General features: G+C 41.0%; 18 protein-coding genes. 17 read left to right on the top strand and 1 reads right to left on the bottom strand.

What is annotated here, in order from left to right; genetic code table 11:
- Positions 1 to 192: 192 nt before the first annotated feature.
- The 13 genes from MHB45_RS13870 (at position 193) to fni (ending at position 11645) form a co-directional block, all read left to right on the top strand.
- On the top strand, positions 193 to 1470 hold the full coding sequence (locus MHB45_RS13870) for a Glu/Leu/Phe/Val family dehydrogenase (RefSeq protein WP_048681753.1): 1278 nt from the start codon (positions 193 to 195) through the stop codon (positions 1468 to 1470).
- A gap of 155 nt (positions 1471 to 1625) precedes the next feature.
- Positions 1626 to 2594: a YpdA family putative bacillithiol disulfide reductase gene (locus MHB45_RS13865; protein ID WP_072273186.1), complete on the top strand. Its 969-nt coding sequence runs from the start codon at positions 1626 to 1628 to the stop codon at positions 2592 to 2594.
- A 27-nt stretch (positions 2595 to 2621) separates the two neighbouring features.
- A complete protein-coding gene (locus MHB45_RS13860) occupies positions 2622 to 3587 on the top strand; it encodes an asparaginase (RefSeq protein ID WP_048681748.1) in 966 nt (321 codons plus the stop codon).
- Between the two features lie 97 nt (positions 3588 to 3684).
- Entirely contained in the window at positions 3685 to 4371 is a 687-nt protein-coding gene (gene prsW, locus MHB45_RS13855) for a glutamic-type intramembrane protease PrsW (protein ID WP_048681744.1), read from the top strand.
- A gap of 136 nt (positions 4372 to 4507) precedes the next feature.
- A complete protein-coding gene (gene sleB / locus MHB45_RS13850; RefSeq protein ID WP_397330401.1) occupies positions 4508 to 5332 on the top strand; it encodes a spore cortex-lytic enzyme in 825 nt (274 codons plus the stop codon).
- Between the two features lie 14 nt (positions 5333 to 5346).
- Complete coding sequence (gene ypeB, locus MHB45_RS13845) at positions 5347 to 6702, top strand: germination protein YpeB (protein WP_048681731.1); 1356 nt, start codon at positions 5347 to 5349, stop codon at positions 6700 to 6702.
- Positions 6703 to 6858: 156 nt separating this feature from the next.
- The gene (locus tag MHB45_RS13840) at positions 6859 to 6981 is read left to right on the top strand and encodes a hypothetical protein (protein WP_260088748.1); all 123 of its coding nucleotides are present in this window, start codon (positions 6859 to 6861) and stop codon (positions 6979 to 6981) included.
- A 13-nt stretch (positions 6982 to 6994) separates the two neighbouring features.
- Positions 6995 to 7519, top strand: a complete 525-nt coding sequence (locus tag MHB45_RS13835) for a flagellar brake protein (RefSeq protein WP_048681729.1) — start codon at positions 6995 to 6997, stop codon at positions 7517 to 7519.
- A 68-nt stretch (positions 7520 to 7587) separates the two neighbouring features.
- On the top strand, positions 7588 to 7773 hold the full coding sequence (locus MHB45_RS13830) for a YpfB family protein (protein ID WP_048681726.1): 186 nt from the start codon (positions 7588 to 7590) through the stop codon (positions 7771 to 7773).
- Positions 7774 to 7965: 192 nt separating this feature from the next.
- Positions 7966 to 8640 (top strand): (d)CMP kinase, encoded by a 675-nt coding sequence (gene cmk, locus MHB45_RS13825; RefSeq protein WP_048681724.1) that lies wholly within the window; start codon positions 7966 to 7968, stop codon positions 8638 to 8640.
- Positions 8637 to 9224: a lysophospholipid acyltransferase family protein gene (locus tag MHB45_RS13820; protein WP_176702867.1), complete on the top strand. Its 588-nt coding sequence runs from the start codon at positions 8637 to 8639 to the stop codon at positions 9222 to 9224. The genes cmk and MHB45_RS13820 overlap by 4 nt, the downstream gene beginning before the upstream one ends.
- Positions 9225 to 9439: 215 nt before the next feature.
- Positions 9440 to 10579, top strand: coding sequence for a 30S ribosomal protein S1 (gene rpsA, locus MHB45_RS13815; RefSeq protein WP_048681722.1), 1140 nt, complete (start codon positions 9440 to 9442; stop codon positions 10577 to 10579).
- A gap of 19 nt (positions 10580 to 10598) precedes the next feature.
- Positions 10599 to 11645, top strand: a complete 1047-nt coding sequence (gene fni, locus MHB45_RS13810; RefSeq protein WP_048681786.1) for a type 2 isopentenyl-diphosphate Delta-isomerase — start codon at positions 10599 to 10601, stop codon at positions 11643 to 11645.
- Positions 11646 to 11712: 67 nt separating this feature from the next.
- Here fni and MHB45_RS13805 read toward each other — a convergent pair whose 3' ends face one another.
- The gene (locus MHB45_RS13805; protein ID WP_065421122.1) at positions 11713 to 11844 is read right to left on the bottom strand and encodes a YpzI family protein; all 132 of its coding nucleotides are present in this window, start codon (positions 11842 to 11844) and stop codon (positions 11713 to 11715) included.
- Positions 11845 to 11956: 112 nt separating this feature from the next.
- Between MHB45_RS13805 and MHB45_RS13800 the strand changes: the two genes are divergently transcribed.
- From MHB45_RS13800 to MHB45_RS13785, 4 genes are all read left to right on the top strand, one after another.
- The gene (locus MHB45_RS13800) at positions 11957 to 12577 is read left to right on the top strand and encodes a YphA family membrane protein (protein ID WP_048681719.1); all 621 of its coding nucleotides are present in this window, start codon (positions 11957 to 11959) and stop codon (positions 12575 to 12577) included.
- Between the two features lie 497 nt (positions 12578 to 13074).
- The gene (der, locus tag MHB45_RS13795) at positions 13075 to 14385 is read left to right on the top strand and encodes a ribosome biogenesis GTPase Der (protein ID WP_034308039.1); all 1311 of its coding nucleotides are present in this window, start codon (positions 13075 to 13077) and stop codon (positions 14383 to 14385) included.
- Positions 14386 to 14401: 16 nt separating this feature from the next.
- A complete protein-coding gene (locus MHB45_RS13790; protein WP_048681716.1) occupies positions 14402 to 15454 on the top strand; it encodes an NAD(P)H-dependent glycerol-3-phosphate dehydrogenase in 1053 nt (350 codons plus the stop codon).
- A gap of 376 nt (positions 15455 to 15830) precedes the next feature.
- Complete coding sequence (locus MHB45_RS13785) at positions 15831 to 17168, top strand: APC family permease (protein WP_048681713.1); 1338 nt, start codon at positions 15831 to 15833, stop codon at positions 17166 to 17168.
- The last annotated feature ends 562 nt before the right edge of the window (positions 17169 to 17730 follow it).

The raw sequence follows: 17730 nt of genomic DNA, 5'->3' as shown, positions 1-17730 counted from the left end.
AACAAGATATACGGTAAAAGAGTAAGAAAGCAGTTGATATGATAACGTTTTCATTTTTAGAATATTTCCAACTTTTAATTTCCCATTTTTACTCTTGCATAAATGTAACGAAGGTGTATACTAGCACATGAAGAGGACTATTTGTACATTATAATTTTATATACGGATGAGATTTTCTAGGAGGTACTTTTAATGGAATCGGCAAAAGGCAATAGCCATGTAAATGAAGAAGAAAAACACGACGTACTGAGGTCAACCCAAACTGTAATACATAAAGCTTTGGATAAGCTGGGTTACCCGGAGGAAGTTTTTGAGCTGTTGAAGGAACCTTTGCGTTTATTGACGGTAAAGATACCGGTACGCATGGATGATGGATCGGTTAAAATTTTCACGGGTTACCGTGCACAGCATAACGATGCTGTTGGGCCTACAAAAGGCGGTATCCGTTTTCACCCTAATGTAACGGAACGTGAAGTGAAGGCATTATCCATTTGGATGAGTTTGAAATGCGGCATCGTAGATTTGCCATACGGCGGGGGTAAAGGCGGTATCGTTTGTGATCCTCGTAATATGTCATTCCGTGAGCTTGAAAGACTGAGCCGGGGCTACGTTCGCGCAATTAGCCAAATCGTGGGGCCGACTAAAGATATCCCGGCACCTGATGTGTTTACAAATTCTCAAATCATGGCTTGGATGATGGATGAATACAGCCGTATGGATGAATTCAACTCGCCAGGATTCATTACGGGTAAACCGCTAGTGCTTGGTGGTTCTCATGGCCGTGAATCAGCCACTGCTAAGGGTGTAACGATCTGTATCAATGAAGCTGCCAAGAAACGCGGCATCGATATTAAAGGGGCACGGGTCGTCATTCAAGGTTTCGGTAACGCAGGTAGTTTCTTAGCTAAGTTCATGCATGACGCAGGAGCTAAAGTCATTGGTATTTCAGATGCATACGGTGCACTCCATGACCCTGAGGGATTGGATATCGATTATCTTCTCGATCGGAGAGATAGTTTCGGAACCGTAACGAAATTGTTTAAAAGCACAATTTCAAATAAAGAACTGCTTGAATTGGAATGTGATATTTTAGTTCCGGCTGCAATCGAAAACCAAATCACTGAAGAAAATGCTGCGGATATCAAAGCATCGATCGTTGTCGAGGCAGCTAACGGACCTACAACAATTGAAGCGACACAAATCCTGACGGATCGCGGAATCCTTCTTGTTCCTGATGTGCTTGCTTCTGCTGGCGGTGTAACGGTTTCTTACTTCGAATGGGTACAAAATAATCAAGGGTATTACTGGTCTGAAGAAGAAGTGGACGAAAAGCTGGAAAAAATCCTTGTAAAATCTTTTAATAACATTTATGAACTTGCTCAATCAAGACGCGTTGATATGCGCCTAGCGGCTTATATGATCGGCGTAAGAAAAATGGCTGAAGCTTCCCGCTTCCGTGGTTGGATCTAAAAGGATTCAAATCAGTATTAATATATAGTTAACATCATGTTCATTGCTTTATCATTGAAATGAATTGTAAAAACTCCTATCATGTATTGATAGGAGTTTTTATTTTTAGACGAACGTATCACACATAGTGGATGGAAAGGCAGTGGAGAATAAAGATGAATGTTGAAGAAGTCATTATCATAGGTGGGGGCCCGTGTGGATTGGCTGCTGCGATCGCTCTTAAAGAAGTGGGAATACAGTCCCTGATCATTGAAAAAGGAAATGTGGTTGATTCCATTTACCGTTATCCGACACATCAAACATTTTTCAGTTCGAGTGAAAAACTGGAAATTGGAGATGTCGCTTTTATAATCGAAAACCGTAAACCGGTCCGCAATCAGGCGCTAGCCTATTATAGGGAGGTAGTCAGAAGGAAAGAATTGCGGGTCAATACATTCGAAAAAGTGGAAAAAGTGGAAAAAAGAGAAGATGGCCAGTTTTTGGTCAAGACATCGAAAGGGGACTATACAGCTCTGCATGTGATCATATCGACCGGATACTATGATCATCCTAACTATATGTGCATACCGGGCGAACAGCTCCCTAAAGTGTTTCATTACTTCAAGGAGGGCCATCCCTACTATAATTGTGATGTTACAGTCATCGGTGGCAAAAACTCAAGTGTGGATGCAGCTTTGGAATTGGTCAAATCAGGAGCAAGGGTTTCAGTCCTTTATAGAGGATCGGATTACTCTCAAAGTATCAAACCTTGGATTCTTCCGGAATTCGAATCATTAGTCCGCAATGGAACGATCAAGATGGAATTTAATGCGAATGTCGACAGGATAACGGAAGACAGCGTGATTTATCATGTAGGTGATGAGGAAAAAGTCATTAAAAATGATTTTGTATTTGCAATGACTGGTTACCATCCTGACCATTCCTTTTTAGCTGCAATGGGCATTACTATTGATAAGGAGACCGGAAGGCCTGCATATAACGAGGAAACGATGGAAACGAACGTTAAAGGTCTTTATATTGCAGGAGTTCTGGCAGCCGGAAATAATGCGAACGAAATCTTCATCGAGAACGGCAGGTTTCATGGTGGATTGATTGCCTATCATTTGGCCGTTAAAGAAAAGTGAATGATATAAATGAGGAGCTGTGACCGTATGGAAAAAATATCATTAATAACGACTGGTGGGACTATTGCCAGTAAAGAAACTGCGAATGGGATGTTGGCCTCTGGTGCATTGACTGGCCATGAGTTGGCATCTCTTTGCGAATTGCCCAGCGATATCGAGGTTAAAGTGGTTGATCTTTTCCAGATTTCAAGCATGTCCATGTCCTTTGAGAAAATGCAGCAGCTTCAATCAGCCATACAAAAGGAATTGGAGGATCCTGAAGTTACGGGAATCGTCGTGACACACGGTACGGATACACTTGAAGAAACGGCATATTTCCTTGATATCACGAGTAAAGATCAACGTCCAATCGTATTAACCGGTTCCCAACGTTCTCCCCAAGAAGTGGGCACCGATGTATATTCCAATCTAAGGAATTCGATATTATGCGCTGCGAGTGATCTTATTAGGGATGTTGGGGTAGTGGTCGTTTTTAATGAGCGGATCTATTCAGCAAAGTATGTCAAAAAAGTACATGCTTCCAATTTACAGGGATTCGAATCTTTTGGCTATGGATATTTGGGGATAATTGATAATGATGTCGTGAGCATCTATCAGAAACCTTTACATAGGGAGTGTTATGATATTCAGAATCGCATCCCAAGGGTGGATATCATCAAGTGCCATACAGGAGCTGACGGCCTCTTTATTGATGCTGCGGTTGCAAACGGTGCGAAAGGCATCGTGCTCGAGGGTGTAGGAAGGGGACAAGTCACCCCTGTAATGGTAACCTCCATACAAGCTGCAATCGATAAAGGAATAACGATCATCATGACTACAAGTGCAGAAGAAGGAAAAGTGTACCCTGCTTATGATTATGAAGGCAGCGCATTTGATCTAAAACAACGCGGTGTGATTTTAGGCGCTGATTATGACAGCAAGAAGGCACGAATCAAGTTAGCTGTCATGCTGGCAAGCGAAAACCCTATAGATGAGACCTTCTTTAAGTACTGAAGGATTAAATAAAATATGGAAGAGTTGATTCTTGGATTCAGTTTTTCTTCATTCCATGGTACGATTAAGGAAACGAAGATGAAAAGAGGGTCAGCTAATGCTGGTCATGTTGTCAGCGGCCATTGCGCCAGGATTGGCGCTACTGAGCTATTTCTATTTGAAAGATCAATATGAGACCGAACCGATATCGGTTGTGGTCAAAACATTTATATTCGGTGTTTTTCTTGTATTTCCAATTATGTTCATACAGTATGTGCTCGAAACCGAACATATCTTGAATACGGATTTAGCAAATGCTTTTTTATGGGCTGCACTGCTTGAGGAATTCTTCAAGTGGTTCATACTCATTTACGTTATTTATCAGCATGTGGCATTCGATGAGCCTTATGATGGGATTGTTTACGGAGCTGCAGTCTCCCTTGGATTCGCCACAATGGAGAATATTTTGTACCTGCTGGCCAACGGGGTGGAACACGCTTTTCTCAGGGCCGTTCTCCCTGTATCCAGTCACGCTTTGTTCGGTGTGATCATGGGATATTATTTGGGCAAGGCGAAATTTTCGGCTTCGAATAATAGGGTCTATTTATTATTGGCATTGATCATACCAATTTCGTTACATGGGGTTTACGATTATATTTTGGTTTCCCAAAAATTTTGGGTGTACTTAATTATGCCATTCATGATTTATCTATGGTGGTTAGGCATGAAAAAAGTAAAGAAAGCACGTTTGTTGTCTGACTTTCACGCAGAAAAACTTTCACAGAATCATTACCTTAGCAAATGACGAATACTATCAAAAAACGGAGTGCTGGCATATTTTGCCCGCTCCGTTTTTTTTATGTTTGGAATAAAAAAGCCAGTAAAGAAGAAAATAGAATTACATTAATTCAAGAAAAAGAGGAGTGTTTTTGATGAAAGGGATTTCGTCAAAATGGAAATGGCTTTTGCTGTTTTCGTGTATAACTATATGTTTCGGAATTTACCCGGAAACAAGAACAAATGCCTTTTCGAGCCAAGTCATTCAAAAAGGTGCGGTTGGAAATGATGTAATTGAACTGCAGGCACGCCTGCAAAACATCGGTTACTATAAGGGAAAGATTGATGGATCCTATGGATGGGGCACTTATTGGGCACTTCGAAACTTTCAACAAGATTTCGGGCTTCCAATCGATGGTTTAGCAGGGACTACAACAAAACAGAAGTTGGCGAATGCGTCTAATTTCAATAAAGCATGGGTCCATGAGCAAATCAATAAAGGAAACGAGTTCACCTATTATGGGGGAGTCCCCATTGAAAAACAGGTAAAAGCGAAAGGAACTGGAACTGGAGGGACCGCTACCGGAAAGGCCCCTTCCAAACCAACGACATCTGCCAATCTTCCAGGGGGGTATTCTCAAAACGATATACAGCTGATGGCCAATGCCGTTTATGGAGAGGCGCGAGGGGAGCCATATACTGGTCAGGTTGCCGTTGCAGCAGTAATCCTGAATAGGGTGGAAAGTGCTGCATTTCCTAATACCATTTCGGGAGTGATTTTTGAACCTGGGGCGTTTACGGCTGTTGCGGATGGACAGATTTGGCTTACGCCGAACGAAAGGGCGAAAGAAGCCGTGGTGGATGCTATCAATGGGTGGGACCCAACTGGTAATGCAGAATATTACTTTAATCCCGATACGGCTACAAGCAAATGGATCTGGTCAAGGGAACAAATTAAAAGAATCGGAAAACATATCTTTTGTAAGTAAAGAGGTGAAGGGAAATGATCAGGAATATAGTGATTGCCCTGCTTGTTGTAGTTGTTGCGGGAACTGCATTCTGGGGTTATCAAGAACATAAGGAAAAAAATGCTGTATTAATCAACGCGGAAAATACGTATCAGCGAGCCTTTCATGATTTAAGCTATCAAGTGGATTTATTGCACGATAAGGTCGGCAGTACTTTGGCCATGAATTCACGTTATTCATTAAGTCCGGCGTTAACAGATGTTTGGCGTATCACTTCCGAAGCCCAAAGTGATGTCGGGCAGTTGCCATTGACCTTGCTTCCTTTTAACAAGACAGAGGAATTTTTATCAAAAATTGCGGACTTCAGTTATAAAACAGCGGTACGGGACCTTGAAAAAGAACCATTGAATGATAAGGAATATGCGACACTGCAATCCTTGTACACACAGGCAGGAGACATCCAGGGAGAGTTAAGGAAAGTGCAGTATCTAGTCCTTAAAAACAATTTAAGATGGATGGATGTCGAAATGGCTCTTGCATCAGGGAAAGAAAATTCGGATAACACGATCATTGACGGATTAAAGACGGTAGAGAAAAAAGTATCTGGGTACGGGGAAACGAATGAGATGAACCCGACTTTTACTTCTGCACAACAGAGGGATGAAAACTTCAAAAATTTGCAAGGTGAAACCATTTCGAAAGAAGAAGCAATCGCGACAGCAAAAAACTATGCACACTCAAAAAGCAAAAATTTGAAGGTGAATGTGGAAGAAAACGGTAAAGGTTCCGATTATGGATTTTATAGTGTGAGCATCCTCGATAAAGATTCCGATACTGAATTGAATATGGATTTGACAAAAAAAGGCGGTTACCCTATTTGGTATATCAATAATAGAGATGTGAACAAAACAAATATTGATTTGAATCAAGCCTATACAAAAGCCGAAGCTTTTTTAAAGGAACATGATTTCAGTTCACTTGAATTATTTGAGAGTGCTCAATACGATAATATCGCATTATTGAATTTCGTGACATCAGAAAATGGGGTCAAGATTTATCCGGATTCAGTCAAGGTCAAAATCGCATTGGATGATGGATCCGTTATAGGGTTTTCAGCTGATGAGTATTTAAAATCACATAAAACCAGGGAATTAGGGAATCCGAATATATCCGAGAAAGAGGCTAAGGACAAAATCAACAGCAACGTAAAAATAATGGAAGAAGGAAAGGCGTTAATCACCAATGATATTGGTGAAGAAGTTCTTTGTTATGAATTTCTCGGTACGATTAAAGACGATACCTACCGTATTTTCATTAATGCAGATACCGGTCAAGAAGAAAAGGTTGAAAAATTAAAGAATTCCGAACCGGTATACGAGAATTTAATTTAAAAGAATCGTCAATCATAAGTTATGGGGAAATGTGCTTAGTCACTTTCCCTTTTTCTTATTTCATGACATAATAACTTCATGATTATTGGATTATATGGGGGATTTCATAGGTAATATTATGTGGTTTCCTCCCTACCGAAAAGGACGTGGACGACGATGTTTAGAATTGGTGATATATTAATGCTCGAACCGAAATACACATCACAGAAGGAAAAGTTCAATTGTATGGTTGTAGAAATGGGGACGGGTTGTTTCTATACGGACTTTCCCATCGATTAAGAGACTGGGAAAATTGCATTCCTTATGGATGGGGACACAGTTCAATGTCACAGTTTCCAATGAAGAGCAGGCTGTTTATGTATTCGAGTCTGAAGTGCTTGGAAAAGTGAAAGGTAGAATACCCATGATGCAACTATTGCTGCCCGAACCAGAAACGTTTGTTAAAATCCAGCGGAGGCAATTCGTGCGCCTGGATGTAACCTTGGATACGGCCATTCATCCAGAACATTCCGAGTTTACCCCTTTTCGTGCATTAACGGAGGATATCAGCGCTGGCGGAGCTTCCATAAGGCTTTTAAAAGGCACTGCTATTCAATCGGTTTCGCAATTATACCTGTGGATGGCGCTTACGATGAAATCAGGTGAGATTCATTATTTAAGGTTAAAAAGCAAAGTCATTCGCGTAACGGAAAAAGAACATGGAAATATGCTGCTGCACGTCCAATTTCTTGAACCTTCAAAAAATGATATACAGACATTAATGAGGTTTATATTTGAAAAGCAGGTGGATTTAAAGAAAAAAGGCTTGCATGTTTAACATGATTGAATGAAAAACAGCGATTCCATCCATACTGCTAATATAAACGGATGGAGGGTGCGGCTTATATGAAAACATTTGAAAGACTATTAATTAAAGTGATCATCATCCAATTGGCCTGCTTATTTTTTTTCCAATTCCTTTTGAGCAGGGAGGACCAAATCTTTGATTTGACCAAGCTCTCGAGGTATGAAGGTGTCACCAGCAATAATTATACGAAAATCATTGAAACATTCAATGGGACCCATAAGTAAAAGCGGTGATCCGCTTTTTTTTGTAAGAAGCTTTTCAATAAAAGGATAACTTATGATGGCTGTAGGGATCAAAAAAGAACAAAGGTGATTTTGAACGTAGACATCCCTTTTATTAATGATTTTCCCGCTAGTTGTGATAAAATGAAAAGGTACTAAATAATCAGCATGATTGTAGGATTCTTGGGAGGATTTATGAAAAAAAAATTATCAGTCGCAATCGATGGACCAGCAGCTGCTGGAAAAAGCACGGTTGCTAAAATTGTTGCAGAAAAGTTCAATTACATATATGTGGATACAGGGGCAATGTATAGGGCCATTACCTATAAGGCCCTTAATCAAAAGATTCTTCTTGATGATGAACAAGCATTATCAGAAGTTCTCATCAATACGGAAATCGAATTAAGACCAAGTGAAAATGGGCAGTTGGTGTTCTTGGATAACGAGGACGTGACAGCCCAAATCAGGAACAATGAAGTGACTGGTTCCGTTTCGGAAGTGGCCAAGCACCGGAGCATCCGGGAGGAATTGGTTCGCAGGCAGCAAATCCTTGGTGAAAATGGCGGTGTCGTCATGGATGGCAGGGATATCGGTACGCATGTGTTACCAAACGCCGAAGTAAAGGTATTTCTAATCGCTTCTGTGGATGAAAGGGCACAGCGGAGGCATCAGGAAAATATATTGAAAGGTTTTCCATCAGATATCGAAAAATTAAGGGAAGAAATCGCAACAAGGGACAAGCTGGACTCCGAACGCGAGGTTTCGCCACTGAAAAAGGCAGCGGATGCTATCGAAATCGATACGACCTCATTATCGATTCAGGAAGTCGCAGAAAGCATCATGTCTTTAATAGAAGAGAGGAAAAGATGACATTGGATTTTTACACATTTGCCAAGAACATCGTAAAAGGCGTTTTAACGCCTTCGTTTAGGGTTAAAGCACTTGGAAAGGAACATATCCCTAAAGAGGGCGGGGTATTGATCTGTGCCAATCACATTGATAATTTGGATCCGCCCGTAGTTGGCATGACGTCTCCAAGGGATATTCATTTCATGGCGAAAGAAGAGTTGTTTCATGCACCTGTTTTAAAGGGTATATTACCAAGAGTAAATGCTTTTCCCGTGAAACGCGGCAATAGCGATCGGGAATCCCTTAGAAAAGGCTTAAAGCTTTTGAAGGAGGGCAAGGCGATTGGTCTGTTTCCCGAGGGAACCAGAAGCAAGACCGGTGAATTGGGAGAAGGTTTGGCGGGTGCCGGATTTTTCGCGTTGCGGTCTGATGCCGTTATCATACCGTGTGCAATCATCGGCCCATATAAATTTTTACGTCCATTGAAGGTCGTTTACGGTCCTCCAATAAATTTTACCGAATATCGTGAACAGAAAATATCAGCCGATGAAGCTACCAAGATCATCATGGAGCATATTGGGAAATTGATTTCCGAGCATAAATAGTCCTTCATACTTGACAATTTTCTGATTTTGTTAGAATTTATAAAATAAGGGTATTGTTCCTTATTGCCGATGAAAAGGAATATAACTTTATTACTCTAAAAAAAACTGTTTTTATCTTTATTAGGAAAGTGTTTTTATTGAACCACTTTAAATAAAATATGTGGCCGATGAAGAGGAAATTTGCTGATCAGTCATGGGTTAAGGAGGAGTTAGTAATGACAGAAGATATGAACCAAGTAGAAGTGAACGATTACAAAGTTGGGGATCAAGTTAAAGCAACCGTTTCAAAGGTAGAAGAAAAACAGGTCATTGTCGATGTGGAAAACAGCAAGACTGATGGAATCATACCTATCAGTGAGCTTTCAAGCCTGCATGTCGAAAAGGCGTCAGATGCCGTTTCGGAAGGTGATGCATTGGAGCTGGAAGTCATTAAAGTCGAAGAAGAAGCTCTCATTCTATCAAAACGTAAAATTGACGCTCTTAAGGCATGGGATGACCTGGAATTGAAATTTGAAAATGGAGACGTATTTGAGGCTGAAGTTAAAGATGTCGTCAAAGGCGGGCTTGTCGTAGATCTAGGCGTACGTGGTTTTGTTCCAGCTTCTCTAGTAGAAGACTATTTCGTTGAAGACTTTTCTGATTACAAAAACAAAACTTTAACATTCAAGATCGTTGAGCTTGAGAAAGACAAAAATCGCTTAATCCTCTCACATCGGGCTGTGGTCCAGGACCAAAAGGAAAAGCAAAAAGCAAACGTTTTGGATAAGATTGAAAGCGGGCAAGTGCTTGAGGGTGTGGTCCAAAGGATTACCGATTTTGGTGCGTTCGTGGATATTGGTGGCGTAGACGGCCTTGTCCACATTTCACAGCTTTCCCATCAGCATGTCGACAAGGCATCCGATGTCGTTTCCGAAGGGGATAAGGTGCAGGTGAAAGTGCTATCCATCGATCGTGATAATGAAAGGATTTCACTTTCCATCAAGGATACCCTTCCTGGACCTTGGGCAGGAATTGCAGAAAAAGCTGCCAAAGGCTCTACACTGGAAGGTATCGTCAAACGCCTTGTTTCTTTCGGTGCATTCGTGGAAATTTTTCCAGGCGTAGAAGGGCTTGTCCATATATCACAAATTTCACACAAGCATATTGCCACACCGCAAGAAGTACTTAAAGAAGGCCAGTCTGTCGAAGTGAAAGTGCTCGAAGTCAATGAAACGGATCAGCGTTTATCATTGAGCATCAAGGAACTTGAAGAACCTCAATCCAATTACAACACATCAGATTATGAGATGCCTGAAGAATCGAAGGGTTTTCAGCTAGGTGAAATGATCGGTGATCAATTGAAAAAACTAAAATAAGATAATAATGGTGATGGCCTTGGAGAGAAAACAACGAAAATTAGATCATATAGAATTTGCGCTTAAGACAGGACAGCAGCATCAAACCGGACTAGAAGATATTTCGTTTATTCACCAAAGCTTACCAGGTATTTCCTTGAATAATGTGAACCTCACGGCAGAAGTTGGCGAACTTGAATTAAGTTCGCCAATTTTTATAAATGCCATGACCGGAGGCGGAGGCCCTGAAACGGAAAAATTGAATGGTGACCTAGCCATTGCTGCAAGGGAAACGGGAATCGCCATGGCGGTAGGATCGCAAATGGCAGCCATCAAGGATCCTGGCCAGCAAGCTTCTTTCAAAGTTGTAAGGAAGGAAAATCCTGATGGTGTGTTGATTGGTAATCTCGGTGGTGAAGCAACAGTCGAACAGGCTAAGCGGGCAAGCGAAATGATCGGGGCCGATGCCCTTCAAATACATATTAACGTCATCCAAGAATTGACGATGCCTGAAGGGGACAGGGATTTTGCGGGTACCCTTTCGAGAATAGAAAAAATCAATAAAACGATTGGAATTCCTGTCATCGTAAAAGAAGTTGGATTTGGGATGAGTATGGAAACGGTGCAGCAATTACATTCCGTAGGTGTTTCAATCATAGATGTAGGCGGGTTTGGCGGAACGAATTTTGCTAAAATCGAGAATGAAAGACGTGCAAAAATACTCGGATATTTTAATGAATGGGGCATCCCGACAGCCGCATCGATTGTCGAAGCGGTAAATGTTTCACCACAGCTTTCAGTTATAGGTTCGGGTGGCATTCAAAGCCCTTTGGAAATTACAAAAAGCCTGGCGCTAGGAGCAAGAGGTGTCGGATTGGCCGGACATTTCCTCAAGCTATATAAAGAGTTGGGCTTGGAACAATTGATTAAAGAAATACATTACATACATGAAGATTTAAAGGTCATCATGACTGCACTCGGATGCGGTAATATCTCAGAGCTAAGAAAATCGAAACTGGTCATCAAAGGAAATACCTATCATTGGTTATCTCAAAGAGGCATTGATTGTTCGGCATATGCTAAATGAGTGACCACAAAAAGGAAGCATCTCATTGAATCGAATGGAGATGCTTCCTTTTTGTTCATGGATAGACTTAACTATTCCTTTTTCGTGCCTCTTCAGGGCTTTCCATACTTGTTGCCCCTTTATGACCCAGTGATTGGTCCCTGTCGGACTCCACCCGTTTACTTTCTCTCAATTTCTTCTCTTGTCGATCTTTTCCCATGTTCACACCTCCTTTTTACATGATAGGGGGAAGCTTTCCTCATTAAATGCCGTGCTTAACGTTTATACTTTGAATAAACAAGCCATAATGTTCCTTAAAGGGGGGACGCTGCATGGATGGAATTATATTTTATTGGATTTCATGGATAGTTTGGGTCATTGTCATGTATTTTATTCCGAAAACGGTTCCCTTTCGTTTTGATTTTCTTTTTCATCTATTAGCCGTAATGGTATTAGCGGGCTATAAACTGGAGGCTCCGTTGGTTTCCGTCCATTTGAGCGGACCGTATCTTTTCTTTATTCTGTGTGTGTATATTAGGAAGAAATCAATCATCAAGATGATGGAACTGATCAGCGGAAGTCTTATTATCACTCTCGCTTATGCGAGTTTTCAACTTTTTTCTTTACTTGATCCGATATGGCTCATAATGAAACCATCTTATCTTTTGTGTATTTTCCTTAATTATCTTATATTATTACTTTTTAAAAATTGGAAACATCGATTGTTCGTCCTTTTAATTGGGATGCTGCTGGGAGATATCATCTATTCCGGATTACTTGCTTACCACTCTTTACCTTATGTGGCCCTTGCTTACGCATGGCATGATAATGCCGTGCTGGTATTGGGAGCAAACATACTGTTGAGAATGTTGGAACTGGTTGGCCAATACATTTATACAATTTCCCATTCGAGATTTTTATCAAAACAAGGAAAAGAGAATTTTAATCAATGAGTATGGAGAAAATTAAAATGGGGTATTAGCTGTTTTATCAAAAGGCAGAAATATAAATGGAACCAATTGGAATTGGAAGGCTTTTATTCATACAATCATTGTTGATTGGCGAGAAATTTGTTACTATAGGATAGTTAGAGGTCTGTAGATAAATCGTAAAATGCTCTAAACAATTAAAAAGGAAGCCGTATGCCGGAGCTTTCTTCATTTTTTTGGGCTGTTTAGAATCATGTTTTAGCATGCAGAGGGTTCAGCTTCATGTCACCTAAGGAACCGGGGCGTCAAGTGGACAAACCGCCCGTGAATACCTGATGATTTTAACTGAACATCAGTTGGGATTATTCTTACTGATGAAAGATTCCTTTAAATGATGATGAATACAACCTTTTCCTTTAAAAGGAAATTATGAAAATCAATAATGCAAAGCAACCGTAATAAATGCATTCATGAATTTCGTGACTTTGACAGAGATATAGTAGCAGAAAGGGTGAATAGCAATGCCAAAACCGGTAATTGCGATAGTCGGTCGTCCGAACGTGGGAAAATCGACAATCTTTAATAGAATAGTTGGAGAACGGGTTTCGATTGTCGAAGACGTTCCTGGAGTGACCCGGGACAGGATTTATAGTTCGGGTGAATGGTTGACACATGATTTCAACATTATTGATACAGGTGGAATTGATATCGGTGACGAGCCGTTCCTAGAACAAATTCGCCAGCAGGCTGAAATTGCCATTGACGAAGCTGATGTGATTATTTTTATGACGAATGGTCGCGAAGGTGTAACGGCTGCTGATGAAGAGGTCGCAAAGATACTCTATAAATCAAGAAAGCCGGTTGTCCTTGCAGTAAATAAAGTCGATAACCCAGAAATGAAAGATCAAATTTATGATTTCTATGCGTTAGGTTTTGGCGATCCATTCCCGATCTCCGGGTCTCATGGACTTGGTCTTGGTGACCTTCTGGATGAAGCGGCTAAACATTTCCCTAAATTTGACGGCCCGGATTATGCTGATGATGTCATTAAATTCAGTTTGATTGGAAGACCGAACGTAGGTAAATCTTCTCTGGTCAATGCATTGTTAGGTGAAGAACGCGTCATTGTCAGTGATATTGAAGGTACGACTCGTGACGCTATTGACTCTCCGTATAAGTACAATGGCAAAGAGTATGTCATTATTGATACAGCGGGGATGCGGAAAAAAGGCAAGGTGTATGAAAGTACGGAAAAATATAGCGTACTTCGTGCATTAAGGGCAATTGAACGTTCAGACGTTGTTCTTGTAGTCCTGAACGCCGAAGAAGGAATTCGTGAGCAGGATAAGAAAATTGCAGGATATGCCCATGAAGCGGGTAGGGCGGTCATCATCGTCGTCAATAAGTGGGATGCCATCGAGAAAGATGAAAAAACGATGAAGGATTTTGAAGAAAAGATCCGGGCTCATTTCCTGTTCTTGGATTATGCGCCAATCATTTATCTTTCTGCCTTAACGAAAAAACGGACACATACCTTAATACCGGTCATTGATCAGGCTAGTGAGAATCATGCTATCCGGGTTCAGACAAATGTATTGAATGAAGTGGTAATGGATGCCGTGGCAATGAATCCGACACCGACTCATAATGGAAACCGTTTGAAAATTTACTATACGACACAGGTAGCCATCAAGCCGCCAACTTTCGTCGTATTCGTTAACGATCCGGAGTTATTGCATTTCTCATATGAGAGATTTTTAGAAAATCGAATTAGGGATGCCTTTGGTTTTGAAGGAACACCAATACGAATTTTTGGACGCCAGAGAAAATAGTAAAGGTGGTTATACCGTGGTAAAAGAAAAAGAAAGTATCGCAGTGATTGGAGCTGGGAGCTGGGGGACTGCTTTAGCGCTTGTAATCGCTGATAACCAGCATGAAGTGAGGTTATGGGGACATAATCAGAATCAAATTAATGAAATCAATCAAAATCATACGAATGAAAAATACTTGCCTGGGATTGAATTGCCTTTGGGGATTAAAGGTTTTTCTTCCATTAAGGAAGCATTGGCCGGGATTGAAATAATAATCTTGGCTGTTCCTACAAAAGCCTATCGGGAAGTGCTTGGTCAGATTGAAGAGGCTCATGATAAACCATTGACAATCGTTCATGTGAGTAAGGGAATTGAACCTGATTCCCTGCTTCGTATATCGGAAATGATTGAAGAAGTCTCTTCGTCAGAATGGCTTAAGGATATAGTGGTTCTTTCAGGACCGAGCCATGCAGAAGAAGTCAGTTTACGTCACCCGACAACAGTTGCCGTTTCTTCAAAGAATATGAAAGCTGCCGAAAGGGTTCAGGACATCTTTATCAATAATAATTTCCGTGTATATACGAATCCGGACTTGATTGGTGTTGAAATCGGAGGGGCTTTAAAGAACATCATTGCTTTGGCTGCCGGCATCACGGATGGTTTAGGCTATGGGGATAATGCCAAGGCTGCATTAATGACTCGAGGGTTGGCTGAAATATCCCGTCTAGGGGTGGCTATGGGGGCTAACCCACTAACGTTTTCAGGTTTAGCTGGGATTGGCGACTTGATCGTCACTTGTACAAGCGTTCATTCCCGTAATTGGAGAGCTGGGAATATGCTTGGTAAAGGGCAAAAGCTTGAAGAAGTTTTGGAAAACATGGGGATGGTCGTTGAAGGTGTCAGAACTACTAAAGCCGCCTATCAACTAGCCCAAAAGTACGAAGTGAATATGCCGATCACCGAAGCCCTGTACGATGTTTTATTCAATGGGGAAGAAGTGAAAAAGGCAGTTGACCTTTTGATGAATCGTTCAAAAACGAATGAGATGGAAGAACTTTTTAACATATTGGATAGCAGGCAGCAGGATTAATCTCCAATCTGTTGATTTTCATAAAAGAATTTCATTAAATTAGGCATTTGATGATGCGCCTTGCCGTGTATCAGCATACAATGCAACGAAAGTAAACTAGTAATTTGACCTCGGCACGGGGGATTTAGTCAAATGAGCAGAAGATATCTAAATATCTTCTGCTTTTTTTATGGGCAAAAAATCTTCTGTTTATGAATAATTGAATAGATTATTCAAATTTGCATAAATCATTCTACATATTTCCTTGTTTTTTGTGAAAAATCGACCCTTTTTTTTGGTATGAAAATTGCGAAGTGTAATATGACCAAAAAATTTTAAGGGGAGGCGAGAAAAGTTTGTTACCATTTTCTCGCTTAAAAAGGAAGGGGAATGATACATGCAAACAGGTAATCTGAAAAGGTCTTTAAACTTGTGGCATATCGTATTGCTCGGTGTTGGATATATGACGCCGATGGTTGTTTTTGATACATTCGGGATAGTTTCCGAAAAAACCGGGGGGCATGTACCGACCGCTTATATCATTGCTCTTTTGGCAATGTTGTTTACAGCAGCCAGTTATGGAAAAATGGTTAAAATATATCCGCAGGCAGGTTCATCCTATACTTACACACAAAAAACGATCAGTCCGCATTTAGGCTTCCTTGTCGGGTGGTCTTCGTTACTTGACTATTTATTTTTACCGATGGTGAACGGCATTTTGACAAAAATATACTTAACTGCTCTTTTTCCGGAAGTATACCCGTGGATTTGGGTGGTGGCATTTGTCCTTTTAATGACAGTCATTAACTTATTCAATGTTAATTTTGCGGCCAACTTTAATAGCTTCCTTGTTTTTTTTCAAATGTTGGTCATCGTCATTTTTGGCGTACTTGTCGTTAAAGGAGTCATGGGTGGAGAAGGGACTGGAGAGGTCTTGTCGGTTCAGCCATTCATCGGGCCCCATATGGAAGTCTCGACGCTCATAACTGGTGCTACAATCCTTTGTTTTTCTTTTTTGGGGTTTGACGCAGTCACTACTTTATCGGAAGAAACACCGAATCCATCCAAAACGGTCCCCCGGGCCATCTTTTTGACTGCCCTGATCGGAGGGGTTTTATTCGTGACAGCATCATTTTTTACACAGTTATTTTTCCCGGATGTTTCCCGTTTTAGCGATCCTGAAGCAGCTTCTCCGGAAATTGCCCTTTTCGTGGGCGGGAAGTTATTTCAGGCATTCTTTCTTGCAGGAACCTTATGCGGTACCCTTGCCTCCGGTCTTGCATCTCACGCTAGTGTTTCTAGGTTGCTATATGTCATGGGGCGTGACCAAATGATCCCGAAAAAACTATTTGGGTTTGTCCACCCCAAGTACAACACGCCATTTTTTAATGTCATTTTTGTCGGGTCGATATCACTGGTTGCCTTATTCCTTGATTTGGTTACGGCCACTTCCCTCATAAACTTTGGGGCATTAATCGCTTTTACCTTCGTGAATATTTCCGTAATCGTCCATTCGATAAGAAACAAAAGCTTCAGAACGATTAGAGGTTTTCTTTCAACTATTCTTTCCCCGGTTTTAGGCGCGGCTTCAGTCTTCATCCTTTGGCTTAATCTCGAGATGAGTTCCTTGATTTTAGGAATAGTCTGGGCGGTAATTGGGATTGGTTATCTTCTGTATCGGACCAAATGGTTTACGGAATCCCCTCCGCTATTTCATTTTGAAAAAGCACAGTGAATTTAATCTACTGTTTCATTACACGAAGGAGGGTGTTATATGGCTGATGATAAATGAAGAGGTCAGTAATGCTATTGCTTGTCGTTCTATCCCGTTCATGCCGTTAGCAACATGTATTCAGAGCTTAGAGCAAGAATATGTCGCTTAGTTTGGTTCCCGGGAGCTTTCATGGTGTACAGTTATGTAATGTTGGAAAAGTCATTCCTTCGGCAGGAATCGGTAAAGGTTCATATGCAAAGTCCATTCATGCATATGCCTGTTTTTGTAGGCTAGTCGATACTGATGGATTAATTATTCATTTCAATTATATTGCTTTTAATAAATTTCCTTCTTTACTGACCTTTCCATAAGCGTTGAATTTACTGATTATTGTGACGGTTCCGTGTCATGGTTAGGAAAATCGGTGCGAATGCAAATGCGGTACTAACGTTCGTCGCCTTGCTTTTGATGGTATTTATCCATCTGGGAAATTACGTAGGGGAATGAATAGGGAAAAGTGACGGGGGCAGAAGCATTGGAAGCTACATTTTACCCTTGGTACCTTATAGTGTTGCAAACAGGT

The sequence above is a fragment of the Peribacillus sp. FSL K6-5616 genome (assembly GCF_038008245.1).
Taxonomy (GTDB): domain Bacteria; phylum Bacillota; class Bacilli; order Bacillales; family DSM-1321; genus Peribacillus; species Peribacillus frigoritolerans.
This window is presented reverse-complemented; position numbering and strand designations above follow the sequence as displayed.

Excerpts from the sequence above, each read along its gene's own strand:
- cmk (WP_048681724.1), top strand. The coding sequence starts at position 7,966 with ATGAAAAAAAAATTATCAGTCGCAATCGATGGACCAGCAGCTGCTGGA.
- MHB45_RS13800 (WP_048681719.1), top strand. The coding sequence starts at position 11,957 with ATGGATGGAATTATATTTTATTGGATTTCATGGATAGTTTGGGTCATT.
- MHB45_RS13820 (WP_176702867.1), top strand. The coding sequence starts at position 8,637 with ATGACATTGGATTTTTACACATTTGCCAAGAACATCGTAAAAGGCGTT.
- MHB45_RS13870 (WP_048681753.1), top strand. The coding sequence starts at position 193 with ATGGAATCGGCAAAAGGCAATAGCCATGTAAATGAAGAAGAAAAACAC.
- der (WP_034308039.1), top strand. The coding sequence starts at position 13,075 with ATGCCAAAACCGGTAATTGCGATAGTCGGTCGTCCGAACGTGGGAAAA.
- MHB45_RS13865 (WP_072273186.1), top strand. The coding sequence starts at position 1,626 with ATGAATGTTGAAGAAGTCATTATCATAGGTGGGGGCCCGTGTGGATTG.
- ypeB (WP_048681731.1), top strand. The coding sequence starts at position 5,347 with ATGATCAGGAATATAGTGATTGCCCTGCTTGTTGTAGTTGTTGCGGGA.
- MHB45_RS13860 (WP_048681748.1), top strand. The coding sequence starts at position 2,622 with ATGGAAAAAATATCATTAATAACGACTGGTGGGACTATTGCCAGTAAA.
- rpsA (WP_048681722.1), top strand. The coding sequence starts at position 9,440 with ATGACAGAAGATATGAACCAAGTAGAAGTGAACGATTACAAAGTTGGG.
- MHB45_RS13830 (WP_048681726.1), top strand. The coding sequence starts at position 7,588 with ATGAAAACATTTGAAAGACTATTAATTAAAGTGATCATCATCCAATTG.
- MHB45_RS13805 (WP_065421122.1), bottom strand. The coding sequence starts at position 11,844 with ATGGGAAAAGATCGACAAGAGAAGAAATTGAGAGAAAGTAAACGGGTG.
- MHB45_RS13840 (WP_260088748.1), top strand. The coding sequence starts at position 6,859 with ATGTTTAGAATTGGTGATATATTAATGCTCGAACCGAAATACACATCA.
- MHB45_RS13785 (WP_048681713.1), top strand. The coding sequence starts at position 15,831 with ATGCAAACAGGTAATCTGAAAAGGTCTTTAAACTTGTGGCATATCGTA.
- prsW (WP_048681744.1), top strand. The coding sequence starts at position 3,685 with ATGCTGGTCATGTTGTCAGCGGCCATTGCGCCAGGATTGGCGCTACTG.